Raw genomic sequence first — 19,541 nt, forward strand, 5'->3', positions numbered from 1 at the left:
AACAAAGAGCGGTTGTGGTAGGATAAATGTGATATTGTTTTGTTAGGAATGGGGGAGAAGTCATGCTTACCTTTTACTGGTATCCGAAGTGCGGCACGTGCCGTAACGCGAAAAGATGGCTTGATGAGAACGATGTGGATTATAAAGCTGTGAATCTCGTGGAAACTCCACCTTCGAAGGAAATGCTGCTGCAGATGATGAAAAACAGCGATCTTCCTTCGAAACGTTTCTTCAATTCCAGCGGGAAGAAGTACCGTGAGCTTGGACTGAAAGACAAAGTAGGGGACATGACGCTTGAAGAACAGGCGGAGATACTGGCTTCCGACGGCATGCTGATCAAGCGGCCGCTAGCTACGGATGGAAGTCGCGTGACCGCAGGGTTCAAAGAAGCGGAGTACGAAGCCAACTGGCTGTAATTTTTGAAGGAGGGGTCAATAATGGAACTGCCAAAAGAATTTCGTTATTCAAAAGAACATGAATGGGTAAAAGAAGAAGGGGATAACCTTCGCATCGGTATTACAGAGTTCGCCCAGTCCGAACTCGGTGACGTCGTGTTCGCCGAGCTTCCGGAAGTCGGTGATGAAGTGGAAGTGGATGAGCCGTTCGGAAGTGTGGAATCCGTGAAGACGGTATCCGAACTTTATGCTCCCGTCAGCGGGAAAGTCGTTGAAGTGAACGATGAACTCGAGGACAGCCCGGAACTAGTAAACGAATCTCCTTACGATAAAGCGTGGATGATCGTAGTCGAGCCTTCCGGGAAGTCCGGACTGGATGATCTGATGAGTGCGGATGAGTACGAAGCTATGATTTCCGAAGATGAATAGAACTTATTAACTTCGACAGACCATGGATCCGCATGGTCTGTTTCTGTATAAAGGGGTAAGCGGGATGAATGAACCTATTTTAATCGTTGAGGGGATTACGGACAAAAAGCATATTAAGAAGATGCTGGCGCAGCCTCTTGAAATCATCTGCACGTATGGAACACTCGGCCTGGAGCGTCTGGATGAGCTGATTTATGAGTACGATCTGGATCACCGCAACGTTTATATACTCGTCGATGAAGACTACTCGGGCTACAGACTCCGGGAACAGTTCAGGGAAGAACTTCCTCACGCTGTACATCTGTACACAAGCAAAACGTACCGGGAAGTAGCTGCTACGCCGGAACCGGAACTCGCACGGATGCTTGCGGGGTACCGGTTCCGGATCAAACCTGTCTACATGATGTAAGGAGGCAACAATGAAAGAAGTGAATGTAAGGGAAACACTGCCGGAAGTAGGAAGAGGGTACGTATTCATTTACAGTCCCTTTTGCGGAACGTGCCACCTGGCAAGGGAAATGCTTGATATCATCGAGAAGATGAGAGAAGAAGATGTCTTCTATGAAATGAACGCGAGCCTCTTCCCGGACTTCATGCAGGAGAAACAGGTATCAAGCGTACCCTGTCTGCTCGTATGGAAAGACGGGAAAGTGGAAGAGAAAGTGTATGCGTTCGAATCGGTGACGAAAATTTTCAATCTGATGAAAGAAAAAGAGAAAATATAGCGAAGCACCAGCTCATCATCCCGGGAGCTGGTGCTTTTGTGAACGCGGACGGGAGAATCGTTCCTTTCGGAAGCGCCACGGGGGCCTGAAAGGAACGATTTACGCCGAATCGTTCCCTTCAGAGAGGGAAGGATGTGCTGAAGGGAAGGAAACAGAGAGAAACGTGACCTTCGGGGCCGGATATGGCGTCCGAAAGTCACGCAAAAGAAATCTCCACTATTCCACCGTTTCTCCGACGGCTTTCATAATGTCCATAAAGGAAGCGTCGTCGCCGAACTGATGAACGATTTCCCCTTCGGATGAGATGATGACGGTGGTAGGAACACCGGTGCAGCCGTAGAGGTCATACACTTTCGTTCCATTATCTTCAAGCGTCGGCTGTGTCAAAAATTTCTCTTTATACTTTACGGCATCTTCCCTTTTTCCTTCCCGGCCGGCGACGTTGATGGTAATCATTTCCACATCGTCCGTATGGAGCGAATCGAAAAGCTGCTCTTTTTTCGGCATATCTGCACCGGAATCCGGGCACCAGGAGGCCCAGAAAGTAAGAATGGTGACTTTCCCCGGATTTTCAGGGAGTGTATAAGTGCCTTCTTCGGTAAGGTATGGTAATGTGAATACGGGAGCTTTCATGGGTATCGGATCCTTTCTTTAATAAGAAGTTTGCAAAAATCGTAACATATACACGCTTTTTATTGAAGTTTATTGACACCAGTCCGGTACAGTGCTAAAATCTTCCGTATCGCTCTATAAATTGAATAAACGAAATTCTCTTATCAAGAGAGGTGGAGGGACTGGCCCTATGAAGCCCGGCAACCGTTAAACATTCTGTTTAAAATGGTGCCAAATCCTACAGAGCAATCGGCTCTGATAGATGAGAGAACAGAATTGATTTTTAAATACCAACCTTTCTGTTCTTTCAGGCAGAGGGTTTTTTTATTTGCTAAAACCGTAAGAGACAGCGACTCTTACAGACGCGGGAGGGAAAACAATGATTTCGATTAAAGGTCTGTCAAAAGTGTTCCGAACGAAGGATCAGGACGTACATGCGGTCAACGACCTAGAGGCGACGATCGACTCCGGTGAAATTTTCGGCGTCATCGGGTACAGCGGTGCCGGGAAAAGTACGTTCATCCGCCTGCTGAACCGTCTCGAAGACCCGAGCGGCGGAACGATCAACATAGATGACCGAGAGATTTCTTCACTGTCGAAAGGGGATCTCCGTCTGGCCCGCCAGGACATGGGAATGATCTTCCAGCACTTCAACCTGCTGTGGTCCCGTACAGTGGAAGATAATATCGCTTTTCCACTCGAAATTGCGGGAGTACCGAAGGAGGAAAGAAAGGAACGTGTGGACGAACTGGTGGAGCTCGTTGGTCTCGGCGGCCGCGGGACCTCGTACCCTTCCCAGTTGAGCGGGGGTCAGAAACAGCGTGTCGGTATCGCCAGAGCACTCGCAAATCGCCCGAAAGTCCTTTTATGTGATGAGGCGACCTCCGCTCTCGATCCGGAAACGACCGACTCCATTCTTGATCTGCTCGTCGATATCAATGCGAAACTCGGACTTACCATCGTGCTCATTACTCACGAAATGCACGTCATCCGTAAAATCTGCCACCGTGTGGCTGTAATGGAAGACGGAAAAATTGTGGAAGAAGGCGACGTACTGGACGTATTTTTAAGACCGAAACAGAAAGTGACGAAACGTTTCGTCGACCAGGTGATGGGAGACCCTGACCGGGAATCTTCTCTTTCTCTTATTAAAGAGGAATACCCTCTCGGGGAAGTGGCCCAGCTTCACTTCGTCGGAGAACGTACGCACCAGGCACTGATCAGTGAAGTGTCCCGGAAGTTCCAGGTGGATGTGAACGTGCTCCACGGGAAGATCACCCAGACCCAGAAGGGTGCATATGGTACATTGATCGTGCATCTCGAAGGAGAAAAAGAAGAAATTGAACGGGCTCTGACGTATGTAAGAGAAACGTCTGTAGAAGTGGAGGTGGCCCTTGATGTTTGAACAATTGTTTCCTAACGTTCAGGTTGACGACATGATTACCGCGACGAACGAGACGCTGTTTATGACGTTCTTCTCCGTTCTCGGAACGTTCATATTCGGCCTGCTTCTCGGTCTGCTGCTTTATTTAACAGGCCCGGGAGGCATCTGGCAGAATAAAATAGCGAACTGGATCACCGCAACTTTCGTCAACGTGTTCCGGGCTATCCCGTTCATTATTCTCATCCTGCTTCTGTTCCCGTTCACCGATTTTCTCGTCGGGACGATACGCGGGCCTTCAGCAGCACTGCCGGCACTCATTATCGGAGGTGCGCCTTTCTATGCCCGTCTCGTTGAAATAGCACTTAAAGAAGTGGATAAAGGTGTAATCGAAGCGGCCAAAGCGATGGGAGCCAAATACCGTACAATCATTTTCAAAGTTCTTCTGCCGGAATCGACTCCGGCTTTGATATCCGGACTTACAGTAACGGCCATCGCTCTGATCAGCTATACAGCTGTAGCGGGAGTGATCGGCGCCGGAGGTCTCGGGGACTTCGCTTACTTTTACGGGTTCCAGAGGAACAGTTTTGATGTCGTATTCGTATGTACCGTGCTTATCGTCATTATCGTATTCGTTTTCCAGTTCATCGGAGACTTCGCTTCCAGAAAACTGGACAAAAGATAAAACTACGTTTTAAAAAAGGAGAGAGTACCATGAAAAAGTTTCTACTCACGTTAGCCACTATAGCCCTTGTTTCCCTGCTCGCAGCATGTGGATCGGACAGCTCAGATTCCGGTGATTCGGAAGGATCGGATAAAGAAACATCCGAAATATCCGTCGGCGCCACCAGTGTTCCGCACGCAGAAGTGTTGAAAGAAGCACAGCCGCTTATGGAAGAAAAGGGCATTACGCTGAATATCGAAGAATATCAGGATTACGTCCTCCCGAACCGTGATCTGTCTGAAGGGGAGATCGACGCAAACTATTTTCAGCATATTCCTTACCTGAATACGCAAATGGAAGAGAACGGCTATGATTTCGCCAACCTTGGAGGTATCCACATCGAGCCGATGGGTATCTACTCCAAAGGAATCGAAAGTATCGAAGATGTGGAGGATGGAACGACGGTGCTTATGAGCCGCTCTGTCGCAGACCATGGACGTATCCTTTCCCTTCTTGAGAAAGAAGGCCTGGTGAAAATCGACCCGGACGTGGATCCGGTGAACGCTAAACTGGAAGACGTCGTCGAGAACCCTAAAAATCTTGAGTTCGACGCAGGGATCGATGCAGCCCTTCTACCTGAAAACTACGAGAGAGAAGAGAATGCGCTTGTCGCCATCAACACGAACTACGCGATCCAGGCGGACCTTAACCCGAGTGAAGACGCCCTTCTTCTCGAAGGTTCCGACTCTCCTTACGTAAACGTAATCGCAGCGAAAAGTGAAGATAAGGACAGCGAAGCATTGAACACCCTGGTGGAAGTACTTCGCTCCGATGAAATCCAGTCCTTCATGAAAGAGCAGTATGATGGTGCGGTCGTGCCTGTAGACGGCAGTGACAGCGAAAAATGAAAAGGAAGCACTTCCCCTGACTTGAGTGGGGAGTGCTTCCTTTTTTTGCTTCAGCTATTGTCCGTTTTCAAATTATCTACATAGCGCTTTCCTTCGACGAGAGAAAGTCCGAAAGCCTGCCGTGCTTTTTTGACAGCTTTTATTTCCTCTCCCTGCCCGAGTAATTCCAGCAGTTCTTCATCGACCGGGTAGCCGGAAACGTTTGTCTGTGCTTTGATTGTATCAAGTTTATAATGCAGCCCTTCCACCCGATTTTCTAAATTACTGATTTTAATTGAGAAATAGATGATGACCAGTATGATGATTCCGGAAAAGCCAAATACCATGTACGTTCCCTCCCGTTGTAAATTGCGTATAACGCATATACGGAAGAAGGAGGCGCGAAGTTTCAGAACTTCTGAGGTTCCCGGCATCCGGAATAGGAGAAGGATATTCAAAAAAATGTGTTTAATTTTCCGAGTGCGGGGAATCACCCCCATATAACAACAGAAGAGTATAAAGAAGAGAAAAGGACGAATTATAGGCATGCCTTTCCTGATTTATTCTCAGAGAGTATATCTATACGAAAATGCTGAATAATCATAAGATTTGCGCTTTTGTCTGATTTCTTCTTTGTGCTATTCTTATAGTTGTAAAAACTCTGAAAGGATTGATTAATTATCAGCGACTGTTTGGGTTTAACTTATACGAGTGAAATGGAAAAAGGAATGTTCCAGGCACACGACATTTGCTTTGCGGAATACGGCAGAAAGTTGGAAACCCAGATTCATGTAGAGAAGAAACGGAGCCGGGAGTATGAAGAAAGCAAGAAAATACACTCGGAAATGGAAAGACAGCTGCACAGATAATATATAAGTATAAAGGAACCGCCCGGAGAGAAGGATCAATCTTCTCTCCGGGCGGTTTTTTCCTGCAGGCACGCATGGCACTCTCGCACACTTCATCTCAGCAGACGCCCCTGTCTCCAAATTGAATATCAAAAGATTAATGTAATAGATAACTTTAGCTATTCCGTAAGTTTTTGTTATAATAGGAGATGGTGCAAACGGGAAATGGAAAGGACGAAAAAAGTTGATATCAGCTTTGAAATGATTTAAGATTATAATGAGAATAAATTGAGAATGGTTTTAAATCAACCGACCATACACCCAATAATTGATCACAATACACAGGAGGTATTATACATGGCAGGCTCAACACTCGAAATCAAAGATCTTCATGTTGAAATTGAAGGTTTGGAAATTCTGAAAGGTCTAAATTTAACTCTAAAAGGTGGAGAATTCCACGCGGTAATGGGACCGAACGGAACCGGTAAATCCACGCTGGCTTCAGCAGTGATGGGTCACCCTAAATACGAAGTTACCCAAGGTGAAATTCTGCTCGACGGGGAAAACGTTCTCGAGATGGAAGTGGACGAACGTGCCCAGGCGGGTCTGTTCCTTGCTATGCAGTACCCAAGTGAAATCAGCGGTGTGACGAACTCCGACTTCCTTCGTTCGGCGATCAACTCCCGCCGTGAAGAAGGCGACGAGATTTCCCTGATGAAATTCATCAAACAGATGGATGCGAAGATGGATACACTCGACATCGATAAGAATATGGCTCAGCGTTACCTTAACGAAGGTTTCTCCGGCGGAGAGAAGAAACGTAACGAAATCCTTCAGCTTATGAACATCGAGCCGTCTATCGCCATTCTGGATGAAATCGACTCCGGTCTCGATATCGACGCTCTTAAAGTCGTAGCAAAAGGCATCAACGAGATGCGTAACGACTCCTTCGGCTGCCTGATCATCACTCACTATCAGCGTCTTCTCAACTACATCACTCCTGATAAAGTGCACGTAATGATGCAGGGACGCATTGTGAAAACCGGCGGACCTGAACTTGCTCAGCGTCTCGAGGAAGAAGGGTACGACTGGATCAAGGAAGAACTTGGAATCGAAGACGAAACAATCGGCTCTAAATAATCGAAGGTTAGGAGGGATCTCATGGCTGTAGAAGTATCAATGCCATACGACAAGCAATACGTCACAGAATATTCGAACAAGCATAACGAACCGGCATGGATGAAAGAGCTTCGTCTGGCGGCTCTTGAAAAATCGGAGAATCTTCCGATGCCGAAGCCTGATAAAACTAATATAGAGAAATGGAACTTCACCGATTTCTCTCATGACGTGGAAGGAACGAACATCGACTCGCTCGAAAATCTTCCACCGGAAATCCAGAATTTCCTCGATCAGGAGAAAGAAACGGAGAACCTTCTCATTCAGCGCAACCACACGGCTGCATACTCTTCTCTTAACCAGGAACTGCAGGACAAAGGCGTGATTTTCACGGACATTTTCACTGCACTCCGCGATCATTCAGAACTCGTGAAAGAGTATTACATGACAGAAGCGGTAGCTGTAGATGAACACCGTCTCAGTGCTCTGCATGCAGCTCTTATGAACAGCGGTATCTTCCTTTACGTTCCGAAAAACGTGAATATCGAAGAGCCGCTTCAGGCAATCTTCTGGCAGGAGGATGAGCGTGCATCTCTTATCAACCACATCCTCGTCGTAGCAGAAGAGAACAGTTCCGTCACTTACGTGGAAAACTACATTTCCAATAACACGGAAGCTCAGACGTCAGCTAATATCATTACGGAAGTCATCGCAAAAGATAACGCGAAAGTTTCCTTCGGTGCTGTCGACAACTTCGCAGCAGGTACGACCGTCTACTCGAACCGCCGCGGTATTGCAGGCAGAGATGCCCGTATCGAATGGGCGATCGGTCAGATGAACGAAGGGAACACCGCGGCCGAGAATATCACGCATCTCGTCGGTGATAACTCGGAAGGCGATGCGAAGATGGTTGTCGTCGGACGTGGAGAGCAAAAGCAGAACTTTACGACGAATATCCGTCACTTCGGTAAAGAATCGGACGGCTTCATTCTTCAGCACGGAGTTATGAAGGACAAGTCTTCCGGTATCTTCAACGGCATCGGCAAAATCGACCACGGTGCAACGAAAGCGAATGCGGAACAGGAGTCCCGTGTTCTTATGCTCAGTAAGGATGCCCGTGGGGATGCTAACCCGATTCTTCTTATCGATGAAGACGATGTAACAGCAGGTCACGCAGCTTCTGTCGGACGTGTGGACCCGGTTCAGCTTTATTACATGATGAGCCGCGGTATTCCGAAGAGAGAAGCGGAGCGCCTGATCATTCACGGATTCCTGGCACCGGTCGTCAACCAGCTTCCGGTAGAGGCTGTGAAAAATCAGTTGCGTCAGGTAATCGAAAGGAAAGTGAATTAATGGATGTATTGGCGGTACGTGAGGCATTTCCGATTCTTCATCAGGAGGTAAACGGTCATCCTCTTGTATACCTCGATTCGTCGGCGACGTCCCAGACACCACAATCTGTCATTGATAAAATCGATGACTATTACAAGCGGTACAACTCGAACGTTCACCGCGGAGTGCACACACTTGGGGCTGTCGCTACGGATGAATATGAAGGAGCACGCGAGAAAGTACGCTCTTTCATAAATGCATCCAATACGAAAGAAATTGTTTTCAATCGTGGTACAACAACGGGAATCAACACGGTAGCCCAGAGCTACGGTGTGGATAATGTGGCTCCTGGTGATGAGATTGTCATTACGGAAATGGAACACCACAGTAACCTGATACCATGGCAGCAGCTTGCAAAGCGCAAAAACGCAACACTTAAATACATTCCGATGCAGGAGGACGGCACGCTTTCCATGAGCGATGTGAGGGATACGATCAGCGACAGAACCAAAATAGTCGCTGTCTCCCATGTTTCAAACGTTCTCGGTACCATCAACCCGATCAAAGAAATCGCAGCGGCGGCTCACGAGAAGAATGCAGTAATAGTCGTGGACGGTGCTCAGAGTGCACCTCACATCAAAATCGATGTGCAGGATCTGGACTGTGATTTCTATGCCTTCTCGGCCCACAAGATGTGTGGACCGACGGGAATAGGGGTATTGTATGGTAAGAAAGATTTGCTCGATAACATGGAACCGGTAGAATTCGGCGGAGAAATGATCGATTTCGTCAGCCTGTACGATTCCACGTGGAAGGAACTTCCGTGGAAGTTCGAAGGAGGTACGCCGATCATAGCCGGAGCGATAGGACTCGGTGCTGCAATCGATTATCTCGAAAGCGTCGGTATGGAAGAAATCGAGAAGCACGAAGAGGAGCTCATCAGCTATGCGCTTCAGAAGATGGACGACATGGACGGAGTGACTGTCTATGGTCCGAGAGAACGGGCAGGACTTGTCACTTTCAACGTCGAGGGCGTTCACCCGCACGATCTGGCTACCGTTCTTGATACGGAAGGGATAGCCGTAAGAGCCGGACACCACTGTGCCCAGCCGCTCATGAAGTGGCTCGGTGTAAATGCAACAGCCAGAGCCAGTTTCTATTTGTATAACACGACGGACGAAATTGACCGCTTTGTCGAAGGACTACAGAAAACAAAGGAGTATTTTGGCGATGTCATTTAATAACTTAGATACACTTTATCGCCAGGTTATCATGGATCACTACAAAAATCCCCGCAATAAAGGGTCTATCGAAGGCGAGCACATGGCTATCGATATGAATAACCCTACATGCGGAGACAGAATCCAGCTTCAGCTTCAGCTTGAAGACGGAGTGGTGAACGAAGCCAAATTCGACGGAGAAGGCTGTTCCATCAGCCTTTCCTCCGCTTCCATGATGACAGAGGCAGTAAAAGGGAAAACAGTCGAAGAAGCTCTTGAAATGTCGAAGCTTTTCTCCGCTATGATGCAGGGAGAAGACGTCGACCCGGAACAATTCGCACTGGAAGATATCGAGGCGCTACAGGGAGTATCCCAGTTTCCGGCCCGTATCAAATGCGCCACCCTCTCCTGGAAAGCGATGGAGCAGGGAGTAGAGGAGTCCGAAGAAGCTTAAACGGATGAATCAATATACAAGGAGGTAATATCATGGCTAAGAAAGCTCCAGAAATGGAAGACTATAAATATGGCTTTCACGATAAAGACGTATCTGTTTACAGAACCGAAAAAGGTCTTACTGAGCAGGTCGTAAAAGATATTTCCGCACGTAAGGAAGAGCCGGAGTGGATGCTTAACTATCGCCTGAAGTCTCTTGAAATATTCTACAAGAAACCGATGCCTCAGTGGGGCGGTGACTTGTCCGAACTTAACTTCGACGATATTACGTATTACGTGAAGCCTTCTGAGAATACGGAACGTAACTGGGATGAAGTCCCACAGGAGATCAAGGACACATTTGATCGTCTCGGTATTCCGGAAGCAGAGCAGAAATACCTCGCAGGTGTTTCCGCACAGTATGAATCCGAAGTTGTGTATCACAACATGCAGGAAGACCTGGAGAACCTCGGAGTCATTTTCAAAGACTCGGATACAGCGCTTAAAGAGAACGAAGATCTGTTCCGTCAGTATTTCGCAAAATCGATTCCGAACTCCGATAACAAATTCGCAGCGTTGAACTCTGCGGTATGGTCCGGCGGTTCCTTCATCTATGTACCGAAGAACACGAAAGTGGACACACCACTGCAGGCCTATTTCCGTATCAACTCCGAGAACATGGGGCAGTTCGAACGTACACTGATCATTGCGGATGAAGGATCTTCCGTACACTACGTGGAAGGTTGTACTGCACCGACGTACTCCTCAAGCTCTCTCCACAGTGCGGTCGTTGAAATCTTCGTTAAGAAAGATGCCTACTGCCGTTATACGACGATCCAGAACTGGGCGAACAACGTCTATAACCTGGTAACGAAACGTGCTGTAGCTGAAGAGAACGCATCGATGGAATGGGTAGACGGGAACCTCGGTTCCAAACTTACGATGAAGTATCCATCTGTTCTTCTTACCGGTGAAGGAGCTCGCGGTAACACACTATCCATCGCTCTTGCCGGCGCAGGTCAGCACCAGGATGCCGGTGCGAAAATGCACCACCTGGCACCGAATACTTCTTCAAGTATCGTTTCCAAATCCATCTCCAAAAACGGTGGTAAGGTAACGTACCGCGGAATCGTCCAATTCGGTAAAAAAGCGGAAGGTGCCCGCTCGAACATCGAGTGCGACACACTGATCATGGATAATGAATCCACATCCGATACGATTCCTTATAATGAAATCATGAACGAAAACATCTCTCTCGAGCACGAAGCGAAAGTTTCGAAAGTCTCCGAAGAGCAGTTGTTCTATCTCATGAGTCGCGGCCTTTCCGAAGAGGAAGCGACAGAAATGATCGTAATGGGCTTCATCGAGCCATTTACGAAAGAACTTCCAATGGAATATGCGGTAGAAATGAACCGTCTTATCAAATTCGAGATGGAAGGTTCTATCGGTTAATATCTGCAAAACCCCTGTCACGATTTCATTCGTGCAGGGGTTTTTATTTCAGTATTTTTATATAAAATGTAAATTAGTGTAAGATGGAAGGGGAAGTAATTTGCCTGAAAAAAAGGAGTGAGCAGATGAAGAACTTCTTGGCCGACACGTTCAGGAATTTTGCCGAAAAAGAATGCGAAGGTTCCAGTCCGCTTTATCAGGAGCTGAGCCTGAAAATTGCAGAAGACGAAGACATACTGGAACTGTGTGCGGAGGCGGAGAAAGGCCAGCCGGTACCGAACCTGTTGTTCGGGGGCGTACATTACCTGCTGCTGAAAGGAGCAGACCACGAACTGAAAGACTATTACCCGAGCCTCGTGGAATATCCGAGGAGAGATTATTCTCTGTTCCAGGTGTTCAAAGACTTCTGTCTGGAAAATGAGGGAGAAATAAAAGAGATTCTGAAGAATAACATCGTACAGACGAACGAAGTGAGACGCTGTGCCTACCTGTTTCCTGTCTTTTCTTACATATACGAACAAACACAGAAACCTCTGTCGCTTATAGAAATAGGAACGAGTGCCGGGCTTCAGTTGCTGTGGGATCAGTATGCCTACAGCTACGGCACCGGAGAAACGTACGGGAAAAAAGATTCTGCTGTACATTTGGAATCGAAAGTGCGGGAGGGGATAATGCCGGAACACTTGCTGAACGATGTTCCTCCGGTTGCAGAACGGACAGGGGTGGATCTGAACATTGTGGATGTGACCGTAACAGAAGAGAAATTATGGCTGGAGGCGCTCATCTGGCCCGAACACGCCGACAGACGACGCAACTTTTTACGTGCCGCCCGAAAACTGCAGCAGCATCCGCTCACTCTTTTAGAAGGAGATGGTGTCTCCCTCCTTCCTGAGATTGCGTCGACCATGTCTGATGATTCCACTCTCTGCATTTTTCACACTCATGTAGCCAACCAGCTCCCGGAAGAGGAAAAGAACAGACTGGAAGAATACGTAAAAGAAATCAGTGAACAGAGACAGGTCTTCCATATTTATAACAATATGCTGGATCGCCGTTTACACGTCGATCACGTACTCAAAGGAGAAGCGACAACGTATACGCTGGGCGATACGGACGGGCACGGCCGATGGTTCGACTGGAAGATCTATCTTTAGAAAATACAGAATACCGAATGGCGTGGGGCGCACAATATCTTTGATATACCTCCCAATAATTTCACAGGTGTATCCATCCTGCAAAGGCGCTTATTTTTATATTAGGTAAGCGTCGGTTTTTATATTTTATGTAATGTATATATTGAATAATGTAATCTATATGTTACTATATTGGGTGAAGGGGGTCTTACATAAGTGAAAAATAACGTAAAAATAGCCCGCGTGCAAATGGATATGACCCAGGCGCAGTTAGCCGAACAAACAGGCGTTACCCGGCAAACGATCAGTTTAATAGAAAAAGGAAAGTACAACCCTACGTTGAAACTGTGTCTTGCCATTTGCGACGCGGTACACAAGTCTCTGGATGAACTGTTCTGGATAGATAAGGAGGAGCGGACCGATGATACAAAAAATAAATGACGAACGTTTGAAACGGAAGAATTTGGAGAACACGCGAATTTTATTTATCGTTCAGACCGCTGGAATCATAGGCATATTAGGGTACGATCTGGTTACGAAAGGTATGGAAGGGATGACCGGTAACCCGCTGTGGTTTGTGCTAATTCTCACAGGCATAGTCTCTGCTTATTTATCTATGAGTATAAGCGTGGATCATGAATCAGATAAAAAGTCCCCTAAGAAAGGATTTCTTACTTCGATAGCGGTAATTAGTGTTATTGCAATCGGTCTCGGTGTTGCAGTTACTCTTACTGCGGATTTAAATACGGGAATCCTCATAGGAGCGATAGTTTTTATATGTTTCGTAGTACCTTACTTTTATCTTTATTATTTACGGAAGAAACAGGAAGATTGAAGCATTGAAACGTTTCCAAAAGGATTTTGACAAATCGCCGGGTTTTGTCTAACATAAATTGGAAAGAACGTTGTTTTCAATGAGGTGATCATTTTGGAATTAGTCAGTTTCGGAATCATTGTATTCGCAGGTTTGGTTATTTTCTTCGCTTCCGGATGGTTTACCGGTACGGATGAATTTGGCGGGGTCAATACGAGAGATAGTGAACGCTTGAAGATTATTAAACAGAAAGCTATTGTAAGCAGTTGGATTTTACTCGTAATGGTTTTCTTTTTAAGTTCCGTTTTCGAATTCCTGCAATTGAATAACGGAGGGTGGAACTTATTCGGGAGCATTAAACCTGAACTGCTTTATTTGCTTGTTGCTGTTTCCAGCTATCTCGTCTATTACTGGATGTATAAACGTCGCCTAAGCAGCAGTACGTCTCTGCAAGGTAACACAGACAGGAGTTGATTTACTATCGACGTTTTAGTTTTTATTGTCATTTGTTTAGTAATTCTTGCCCTTCCCGTTGCGATAATATATTGGGGAGTAAAACAAATCACCGGTGCGCTGAAACCGAAGATGAATGAGTTTTCGGAACAAAAAGACAGAATAGAATCTTTGGAAACGCGGGTTAAGGTACTTGAAAGAAAGTTGGACGAAAAATAAATAAGCCATTTCCAGGATTTAAGACATAAGACAATTTTTAAAGAGAGTCATGTCAGTAGATTAAGGAGGGGTATCTGTGAAATTGAAAACTCTGGCCGGCATTTTGATGGGTTTCACAATCGGATTCCTGCTAGTAAGCCTTTGGAAGACCGACTTGGACTGGAGTTTGTGGGGAGGGCTCATGATCGGCGGAACGGTCGGACATTTTATCATGGTAACCTTGAATGGACGTAAGAAAAACAAACAATTATAAGGGGGTGTTGCAATGAAAAATAGTCTTTTGGTCCTATTCACTGGTTTTCTCAGTAGATGAGTGAATTTTCTCTCCCGCAGTCGTACGTACGTTTAACGGCTCCTCAATTTCATCGAGTCCGATATAAATAAAAGGAGACTTGTGAAGATCACTTTGATTCTGAGTCATATTTAAAATAACTTCCGTGCCATTCGTTTGATTGATCTCCTCGACTTCTATTTTCTGACCTGCATATTTTTCGCCAAGCCTTACGAAAATTTCTTTATTTCCTTCTGAAATTGTGGAAACACTATAGTGATTTTCCGTGTTATTCTGGACGGTCATCTGTCCCTGTTCAATAATCCAATAATCGCTTTCGTTTAAACCAGGAACGAGTACGATGGTGAAGAAGATGACGGGTATTACAAACAGACCAATTTTATCGCCACGCGTGAATCTCGTCTGTCTGGCTGATTTAGTCAGGGAAGGTATTGCTATCGCACCGAGTATACTGACCACCAGAATCCCCATTGCCAAAAATATATACCCCATCCCTTCAAATCCTCTTATAAAGAAATAACTGTAGAGAACAATAATAAAAGCTGTGATGAATGTCATTAGTGGAGCCAAGTAGTACCGATTATTAAATTTCGCAATGATAAAGAAGAAACTGAAAATCAGTAAACCCAAAAATAACCCGACAGCCAATATTGAATACACATTTTCACCGCCCGAAAGTCTTTAACGGAATGCAACCTTTTTTCTTGTACCATGATTTTAACATGGAATATAGATCACCCCGATAGCGTACACTATTCAGGGTGTGGAATTTACTGCACTACCATACAGTATTAATTCTTCTTCCTTTCTGCATAAACGCTCATAGCATTATACATGAATTCAGCCAAACCCTCTCCGAACTGGTCTATGTTTTCAGTGAAGCGTTCATCATTTACGTACATATGACCGAGTCCTTCGAAAGCGTGCGGAGAGTAATTCCCCACTTCATTTAAATAGTGATACCATATATCGATTTTTTCCTGAGCTATCTCGGATTCAGGTGATACACCACGGATAAGGGCCAATTCACGAAAGATTTCATTGAATTTCTCCTGGTCATACCCGGTCATTTTCTTAACCTTTTCCTCGGATTCATCGACTACCTGATCCCCCCATCTTTCTCTCGCTTCTTCCTCGTAGGGATTATGACCAAAGTCAAAACCTGTGAATTTTTCCCGGTTTGACATCTGTATCTCTCCTTTCAACTCTTGTATTGTTTTTTCGATCGTTCTGATCACTTCGTCAAGCCGCTCTCTTTTACTATAAAGCGTGTCGCGTTGCATGAGTAATGCTTCCCGCCGATCGAATGATGGATTGTGCATAATCTCTTTGATTTTTTCCAATGGTAAGCCGAGCTCTTTGAAAAACAGAATTTGCTGGAGGACTTCCAGATTTTTATCGGAATATATCCGGTAGCCGGCTTCTGTAACCTCCTCTGGGACCAGTAATCCGATGTCATTGTAGTGGTGCAACGTGCGAACGCTGACACCCGATAACTCTGCCATTTCTTTTACTTTCATCATCACGCCCTCCTTTCACTGATAACTATAAAGTATCCCGTAGCGGTAGGGTCAACAACAATTAACTGTGAAAAGTTAATCATCTCTGTTAAAATAGTTACAAAATTTAGAATTTTTATCGATACATAAGTAATTCAGGTAACAAGGCGGTAAAGCATGAATAGTTTCAACGAATGGACGGGCAGGTGAGGTCTTTGGCGTGGAAGTCATATTTGTTACATGAATGTATGAAACCTTTCTTTTTAATACTGGGCGTCTTCCTCATAAGTATCTCTCCTTTATTCATATCGGTGGAGGGGTTTGTCTGGCCTGGACTCGAACAAATCGGCGGGATTCTCGGTCAATTGACGAACCCGGAGGCGCTGGTCTATATCAACCCCGGGTCCGGGGAGGAAAGAAGTCTGTTTCCGATTATATTCAAGGCTTTTGCGAGTTCTTTGACAGTATTGGGAATAGCTCTCGTCGTTTCTTTCTCCCTGGCTCTCCTCGGTACGCTTCTTTTGTGGCGCGCACCAAAGAGACTCTATCAGCTGTGCTTGTCTTTTACTTCCATCCTGCAAAGTATTCCGGACATCGTATTCGTTGTTGCTTCCCAGATGTTTCTCGTATGGCTGTATGTAGAAACAGGATCTACTTACATAAAAATTGCAGGTGCAGGAGAAGAAGAAGCCGTGCTGGCACCGGCCCTGATCCTGTCGATTCTTCCGACCATTTACTTTTTTCAGTCGATGCTCAGTCTTGTGGAGGAAGAGAAAGAAAAGCCATACTATGAAATGGCTGTAAGTAAAGGATTACCGAAAACATTCATACTGCTTACCCATATTTTGAGGAATATGCTGGTGCGTCTGTCTTACCAGGCGAAGTTCCTGATCAGTATTATGGTCAGCAACCTGCTCATCGTCGAATATCTTTTCGAGAATTTCGGGATGACGTCTTTCCTGCTTACTTATTCGCAGCCTCCCGTGTTTTTTGTTACAGCTCTATTATTCTTTGGGCCTGTTTATCTTTTTCTGAAAATCTTTGAATTGGCCCTGTATTTCTTCACCAGGCAGGAGGTCTCCCTATGATGAAAAGGTTGGGCAAACAGCCGTTATTCCTATGGGGATTCGGATTTATAATAGTTATGCTGGCAGGCAGCCTGATTCACGCGAATTTTTTCGATTCATATGTGCGTCACACTCCCTTCCTCGAAAACGGACAGGGGGAGATGGTCGGTCCTCCTTTTGCCCCCTTCGAACACTCGATTCTGGGTACGGATATGAATGGCAATCATATCGTTTATTACATTCTTAAAGGAGCCAAGTATACGATTCTGGGCGTGTTTTCTATAGGAGCTCTCAGTTTCGCCCTTGCTTTCCTGATTGGCATCCCTCTTGGGTTCAAACGGAAAGGAAAGTCGAAAATCATCGAAAATACGCTTTCTGCTTTATATTTCATACCGGCTTCCGTCATTGCCTATAACTTTCTCAGACCGTTATTATTGGAGCCTATGTCCGGATTCCCTACGACGCTCGGGTTCCGGTTAGGCACAGAGGTGCTGGTTATCGGTATTTTATTGACACCTCCTGCCGCCATTTACATAGCGAATGAGACGAGCGCCATTTTGAAGAAGGAGTACATCACGACGAGCAGGTCTCTCGGAGCAGGACCGTTTCATCTGTTCCGTTCTCATCTGCTTCCTCATCTGAAAGAACGGCTGGTTACGCTGTTCATGAGACAGAACGTCCAGGCTGTTCTCGTTATAAGCCACCTCGGTGTATTTGAACTCTTTTTCGGTGGAACGAAAGTGGAATTCGGATTAGGGGCCGGGCGTCCGGTACCCGTCACTTATGAGTGGGCTTCCATGGTAGGTATGTATTTTCGTACACTGCAAACGAACGTATACTGGCTGGTAGGTATCCCGCTGATTTTTCTCGTGTTGTTCGTTCTTGCTTTGACGGGGATGAGTCGTGCCCTGAGAAAAGTTTTAGCAGAAGACGGGAAGGTTTCCAAAAGTGAAGAAGAAAGTGATCTGCAGTCGGTTGGCGGCCGGGATGATTTCACGATGATAAAAGGTACAGGGAAAACGTTAAGGAGGTAAAGCGCAGGATTTAGAATTATTCAACTATTGTAAAAATTGTTCAATAAAGGTAAGATGTGTGTAAAGTCTCCGTGACTTCCAATTGGAGATGGTGAAAATGGAGATAGGGACAAAACTTCGCTTCCTCCGCAAGAGGAAAAGCATGACTCTGGCGGATCTCGCTGAGGGAATCATTTCGGTTTCTTATTTGTCTAAGATAGAAAACAATGACAACGTCCCTGATAAAGAAGTGATTTCGTTATTGTTTGATAAGCTTGGCATGCCTGCCCCTGAAAAGATTGATTCAAGCACGTCCGATTATCTGGATGAATGGTACCGGGTCATGATTGAGAAAGAGAAAGAGCGTGCGTCTTCTATGTATGAAGAGCTTTCCGGTGTAATTACCGAAAAAGATATCGAACTGTACATAAAATTCGCTACCTTCAGAATAAAGTATCATTTGATGGAAGGCAGTACCGGAAAAGCTGAGGAAGCCATTGATGAGCTTGCGGGTTATGAAGATACGTTGCATGTGCGTGACATTTTTTATTATTACCGTTTCAAGGCTCTTTATCACTACAGCATCAATGACTTCCAGGAAGCCCTGGAGATCATGAAGAAAGCCGCCACCGCTTTACCGACACTTTTGGTGGAAGAGTGGGATTTGACGGATTATCATTATTTTTTCGGTCTGGTTAACAGCAGATTAAGAAAAACGACGAGTTGCATCTTTCATATCAACAGAGCTTTAAAGTACTACAATCGCAACTATCACTATGAAAGAGCAGCAGAATGTCACGTGCTTCTTGGAATATCTCACGAAAGAATTCAGGAGTATGAGAAAGCAGAGGAGCATTTTTTGCTGGCGGATAAGTTAGCCCGGCTGCTTAATAACCTATATATCAAAGGTCTTGTGAGCCATAATCTGGGGTATCTGTATTCTCTGCAAAATAACTATCCGAAAGCGATGGAATACTTTATCTCCAGCATAGATCATGAGAAGAAAAGGAACGATAATGCGAATGATACACTGAATACGATTCACTGTATCGTCATTGAGAATTACAATGCCGGATACATACGGGAATCTGAGAGGTGGATTGATGAAGGACTGCGTATTCTTGATGAACATTCCGGGAAATATTCATGGGAGTATTACTATCATCTGCATATTTACAGGAATCTGATTGAGCCTTCCCTGGGGGAGGACCTGATATCATTTATAGAGGAAGAAGCCCTCCCTTTTTTCATTGAAAAGGAACATCCGGACTCCATTATCAAATACACTTATATCTTAGGGAAACACCTGAAGAAGTTTTATAAATATAAAAAAGCGAACCACTATTACGAAGTATCCCTTCGTACTATTAAAAATAATCACAACCTGGGAGGAATCATTTTATGAAAAAGCTTTTGCTGGTAACAGTTGTAGGTCTTTCACTGACGGTATCCGTAATCGCAGGAGGTTCTGCGGAGTCGGAAATAAAAGCGGAAGAAAAACATCCTAAGCCTGATGTGACACTCGTATAAGTGTAAAGATAGAAGCCCCCGGTCGGGA

Annotated in this window: 25 protein-coding genes and 1 riboswitch; of the genes, 21 read left to right on the forward strand and 4 right to left on the reverse strand. The window is 45.6% G+C overall.

Annotated elements, in window-relative coordinates; all coding sequences use genetic code 11:
• Positions 1–62: 62 nt before the first annotated feature.
• The 4 genes from BLU03_RS09150 to BLU03_RS09165 all read left to right on the forward strand — a co-directional run bounded on the left by BLU03_RS09150 (position 63) and on the right by BLU03_RS09165 (position 1,549).
• The gene (locus tag BLU03_RS09150) at positions 63–416 is read left to right on the forward strand and encodes an arsenate reductase family protein (RefSeq protein ID WP_076570952.1); all 354 of its coding nucleotides are present in this window, start codon (positions 63–65) and stop codon (positions 414–416) included.
• Positions 417–437: 21 nt separating this feature from the next.
• Positions 438–824 (forward strand): glycine cleavage system protein GcvH, encoded by a 387-nt coding sequence (gene gcvH / locus BLU03_RS09155; RefSeq protein WP_008587193.1) that lies wholly within the window; start codon positions 438–440, stop codon positions 822–824.
• A 64-nt stretch (positions 825–888) separates the two neighbouring features.
• Positions 889–1,233 carry a toprim domain-containing protein gene (locus tag BLU03_RS09160; RefSeq protein ID WP_008587195.1) on the forward strand — a complete coding sequence of 115 codons (345 nt, stop codon included), beginning with the start codon at positions 889–891 and terminating at the stop codon, positions 1,231–1,233.
• Between the two features lie 10 nt (positions 1,234–1,243).
• Positions 1,244–1,549: a thioredoxin family protein gene (locus BLU03_RS09165; protein WP_008587198.1), complete on the forward strand. Its 306-nt coding sequence runs from the start codon at positions 1,244–1,246 to the stop codon at positions 1,547–1,549.
• A gap of 216 nt (positions 1,550–1,765) precedes the next feature.
• On the opposite strand, the gene BLU03_RS09170 is transcribed toward BLU03_RS09165, so the two are convergent.
• Complete coding sequence (locus BLU03_RS09170) at positions 1,766–2,182, reverse strand: TlpA family protein disulfide reductase (protein WP_093107329.1); 417 nt, start codon at positions 2,180–2,182, stop codon at positions 1,766–1,768.
• Positions 2,183–2,319: 137 nt separating this feature from the next.
• A riboswitch (SAM riboswitch) is annotated at positions 2,320–2,430 on the forward strand.
• Between the two features lie 110 nt (positions 2,431–2,540).
• Here BLU03_RS09170 and BLU03_RS09175 point away from each other — a divergent pair.
• Genes BLU03_RS09175 through BLU03_RS09185 form a run of 3 tightly spaced genes read left to right on the forward strand, consistent with a single transcriptional unit; the run spans position 2,541 to position 5,114 of the window.
• The gene (locus BLU03_RS09175) at positions 2,541–3,566 is read left to right on the forward strand and encodes a methionine ABC transporter ATP-binding protein (RefSeq protein ID WP_093107331.1); all 1,026 of its coding nucleotides are present in this window, start codon (positions 2,541–2,543) and stop codon (positions 3,564–3,566) included.
• Positions 3,559–4,227, forward strand: a complete 669-nt coding sequence (locus BLU03_RS09180) for a methionine ABC transporter permease (RefSeq protein ID WP_093107333.1) — start codon at positions 3,559–3,561, stop codon at positions 4,225–4,227. Before BLU03_RS09175 ends, BLU03_RS09180 begins: the two co-directional genes overlap by 8 nt.
• A 29-nt stretch (positions 4,228–4,256) precedes the next feature.
• Complete coding sequence (locus BLU03_RS09185) at positions 4,257–5,114, forward strand: MetQ/NlpA family ABC transporter substrate-binding protein (protein WP_008587205.1); 858 nt, start codon at positions 4,257–4,259, stop codon at positions 5,112–5,114.
• A 50-nt stretch (positions 5,115–5,164) separates the two neighbouring features.
• Here BLU03_RS09185 and BLU03_RS09190 read toward each other — a convergent pair whose 3' ends face one another.
• Positions 5,165–5,440, reverse strand: a complete 276-nt coding sequence (locus BLU03_RS09190; RefSeq protein WP_008587207.1) for a hypothetical protein — start codon at positions 5,438–5,440, stop codon at positions 5,165–5,167.
• A gap of 858 nt (positions 5,441–6,298) precedes the next feature.
• Between BLU03_RS09190 and sufC the strand changes: the two genes are divergently transcribed.
• The 10 genes from sufC (at position 6,299) to BLU03_RS13700 (ending at position 14,365) form a co-directional block, all read left to right on the forward strand.
• Positions 6,299–7,081, forward strand: a complete 783-nt coding sequence (gene sufC, locus BLU03_RS09195) for a Fe-S cluster assembly ATPase SufC (RefSeq protein WP_093107335.1) — start codon at positions 6,299–6,301, stop codon at positions 7,079–7,081.
• Between the two features lie 21 nt (positions 7,082–7,102).
• On the forward strand, positions 7,103–8,410 hold the full coding sequence (gene sufD, locus BLU03_RS09200; protein ID WP_008587214.1) for a Fe-S cluster assembly protein SufD: 1,308 nt from the start codon (positions 7,103–7,105) through the stop codon (positions 8,408–8,410).
• Positions 8,410–9,630, forward strand: coding sequence for a cysteine desulfurase (locus BLU03_RS09205; protein ID WP_093107337.1), 1,221 nt, complete (start codon positions 8,410–8,412; stop codon positions 9,628–9,630). The genes sufD and BLU03_RS09205 overlap by 1 nt, the downstream gene beginning before the upstream one ends.
• A complete protein-coding gene (gene sufU, locus BLU03_RS09210; RefSeq protein ID WP_008587219.1) occupies positions 9,620–10,063 on the forward strand; it encodes a Fe-S cluster assembly sulfur transfer protein SufU in 444 nt (147 codons plus the stop codon). The genes BLU03_RS09205 and sufU overlap by 11 nt, the downstream gene beginning before the upstream one ends.
• 32 nt (positions 10,064–10,095) lie before the next feature.
• The gene (gene sufB / locus BLU03_RS09215; RefSeq protein WP_093107339.1) at positions 10,096–11,493 is read left to right on the forward strand and encodes a Fe-S cluster assembly protein SufB; all 1,398 of its coding nucleotides are present in this window, start codon (positions 10,096–10,098) and stop codon (positions 11,491–11,493) included.
• 125 nt (positions 11,494–11,618) lie between these two features.
• Entirely contained in the window at positions 11,619–12,647 is a 1,029-nt protein-coding gene (locus tag BLU03_RS09220; RefSeq protein WP_093107341.1) for a DUF2332 domain-containing protein, read from the forward strand.
• A gap of 195 nt (positions 12,648–12,842) precedes the next feature.
• On the forward strand, positions 12,843–13,067 hold the full coding sequence (locus tag BLU03_RS09225; protein ID WP_076570963.1) for a helix-turn-helix transcriptional regulator: 225 nt from the start codon (positions 12,843–12,845) through the stop codon (positions 13,065–13,067).
• Positions 13,051–13,461, forward strand: a complete 411-nt coding sequence (locus BLU03_RS09230) for a hypothetical protein (protein WP_040609035.1) — start codon at positions 13,051–13,053, stop codon at positions 13,459–13,461. Before BLU03_RS09225 ends, BLU03_RS09230 begins: the two co-directional genes overlap by 17 nt.
• A gap of 84 nt (positions 13,462–13,545) precedes the next feature.
• Entirely contained in the window at positions 13,546–13,914 is a 369-nt protein-coding gene (locus BLU03_RS09235; RefSeq protein ID WP_245698791.1) for a hypothetical protein, read from the forward strand.
• A 274-nt stretch (positions 13,915–14,188) separates the two neighbouring features.
• The gene (locus BLU03_RS13700) at positions 14,189–14,365 is read left to right on the forward strand and encodes a hypothetical protein (protein ID WP_159435676.1); all 177 of its coding nucleotides are present in this window, start codon (positions 14,189–14,191) and stop codon (positions 14,363–14,365) included.
• 33 nt (positions 14,366–14,398) lie between these two features.
• On the opposite strand, the gene BLU03_RS09240 is transcribed toward BLU03_RS13700, so the two are convergent.
• Together BLU03_RS09240 and BLU03_RS09245 are read right to left on the reverse strand one after the other, a co-directional pair.
• A complete protein-coding gene (locus BLU03_RS09240) occupies positions 14,399–15,064 on the reverse strand; it encodes a YesK family protein (RefSeq protein ID WP_076570966.1) in 666 nt (221 codons plus the stop codon).
• A gap of 131 nt (positions 15,065–15,195) precedes the next feature.
• Positions 15,196–15,930 (reverse strand): MerR family transcriptional regulator, encoded by a 735-nt coding sequence (locus BLU03_RS09245; protein ID WP_093107345.1) that lies wholly within the window; start codon positions 15,928–15,930, stop codon positions 15,196–15,198.
• 188 nt (positions 15,931–16,118) lie between these two features.
• Between BLU03_RS09245 and BLU03_RS09250 the strand changes: the two genes are divergently transcribed.
• The 4 genes from BLU03_RS09250 (at position 16,119) to BLU03_RS13825 (ending at position 19,513) form a co-directional block, all read left to right on the forward strand.
• Positions 16,119–16,991, forward strand: a complete 873-nt coding sequence (locus BLU03_RS09250; protein WP_176765454.1) for an ABC transporter permease subunit — start codon at positions 16,119–16,121, stop codon at positions 16,989–16,991.
• Positions 16,988–18,004 (forward strand): ABC transporter permease subunit, encoded by a 1,017-nt coding sequence (locus tag BLU03_RS09255; RefSeq protein WP_093107349.1) that lies wholly within the window; start codon positions 16,988–16,990, stop codon positions 18,002–18,004. Before BLU03_RS09250 ends, BLU03_RS09255 begins: the two co-directional genes overlap by 4 nt.
• A gap of 97 nt (positions 18,005–18,101) precedes the next feature.
• Positions 18,102–19,388: a helix-turn-helix domain-containing protein gene (locus BLU03_RS09260; RefSeq protein ID WP_176765455.1), complete on the forward strand. Its 1,287-nt coding sequence runs from the start codon at positions 18,102–18,104 to the stop codon at positions 19,386–19,388.
• Positions 19,385–19,513, forward strand: coding sequence for a hypothetical protein (locus tag BLU03_RS13825; protein ID WP_281241180.1), 129 nt, complete (start codon positions 19,385–19,387; stop codon positions 19,511–19,513). Before BLU03_RS09260 ends, BLU03_RS13825 begins: the two co-directional genes overlap by 4 nt.
• The last annotated feature ends 28 nt before the right edge of the window (positions 19,514–19,541 follow it).

Source organism: Salimicrobium album (genome assembly GCF_900107115.1).
In the GTDB taxonomy this organism is placed as follows: domain Bacteria; phylum Bacillota; class Bacilli; order Bacillales; family Halobacillaceae; genus Salimicrobium; species Salimicrobium album.

Excerpts from the sequence above, each read along its gene's own strand:
- BLU03_RS09150 (WP_076570952.1), top strand. The coding sequence starts at position 63 with ATGCTTACCTTTTACTGGTATCCGAAGTGCGGCACGTGCCGTAACGCG.
- gcvH (WP_008587193.1), top strand. The coding sequence starts at position 438 with ATGGAACTGCCAAAAGAATTTCGTTATTCAAAAGAACATGAATGGGTA.
- BLU03_RS09160 (WP_008587195.1), top strand. The coding sequence starts at position 889 with ATGAATGAACCTATTTTAATCGTTGAGGGGATTACGGACAAAAAGCAT.
- BLU03_RS09165 (WP_008587198.1), top strand. The coding sequence starts at position 1,244 with ATGAAAGAAGTGAATGTAAGGGAAACACTGCCGGAAGTAGGAAGAGGG.
- BLU03_RS09170 (WP_093107329.1), bottom strand. The coding sequence starts at position 2,182 with ATGAAAGCTCCCGTATTCACATTACCATACCTTACCGAAGAAGGCACT.
- BLU03_RS09175 (WP_093107331.1), top strand. The coding sequence starts at position 2,541 with ATGATTTCGATTAAAGGTCTGTCAAAAGTGTTCCGAACGAAGGATCAG.
- BLU03_RS09180 (WP_093107333.1), top strand. The coding sequence starts at position 3,559 with ATGTTTGAACAATTGTTTCCTAACGTTCAGGTTGACGACATGATTACC.
- BLU03_RS09185 (WP_008587205.1), top strand. The coding sequence starts at position 4,257 with ATGAAAAAGTTTCTACTCACGTTAGCCACTATAGCCCTTGTTTCCCTG.
- BLU03_RS09190 (WP_008587207.1), bottom strand. The coding sequence starts at position 5,440 with ATGGTATTTGGCTTTTCCGGAATCATCATACTGGTCATCATCTATTTC.
- sufC (WP_093107335.1), top strand. The coding sequence starts at position 6,299 with ATGGCAGGCTCAACACTCGAAATCAAAGATCTTCATGTTGAAATTGAA.
- sufD (WP_008587214.1), top strand. The coding sequence starts at position 7,103 with ATGGCTGTAGAAGTATCAATGCCATACGACAAGCAATACGTCACAGAA.
- BLU03_RS09205 (WP_093107337.1), top strand. The coding sequence starts at position 8,410 with ATGGATGTATTGGCGGTACGTGAGGCATTTCCGATTCTTCATCAGGAG.
- sufU (WP_008587219.1), top strand. The coding sequence starts at position 9,620 with ATGTCATTTAATAACTTAGATACACTTTATCGCCAGGTTATCATGGAT.
- sufB (WP_093107339.1), top strand. The coding sequence starts at position 10,096 with ATGGCTAAGAAAGCTCCAGAAATGGAAGACTATAAATATGGCTTTCAC.
- BLU03_RS09220 (WP_093107341.1), top strand. The coding sequence starts at position 11,619 with ATGAAGAACTTCTTGGCCGACACGTTCAGGAATTTTGCCGAAAAAGAA.
- BLU03_RS09255 (WP_093107349.1), top strand. The coding sequence starts at position 16,988 with ATGATGAAAAGGTTGGGCAAACAGCCGTTATTCCTATGGGGATTCGGA.
- BLU03_RS09260 (WP_176765455.1), top strand. The coding sequence starts at position 18,102 with ATGGAGATAGGGACAAAACTTCGCTTCCTCCGCAAGAGGAAAAGCATG.
- BLU03_RS13825 (WP_281241180.1), top strand. The coding sequence starts at position 19,385 with ATGAAAAAGCTTTTGCTGGTAACAGTTGTAGGTCTTTCACTGACGGTA.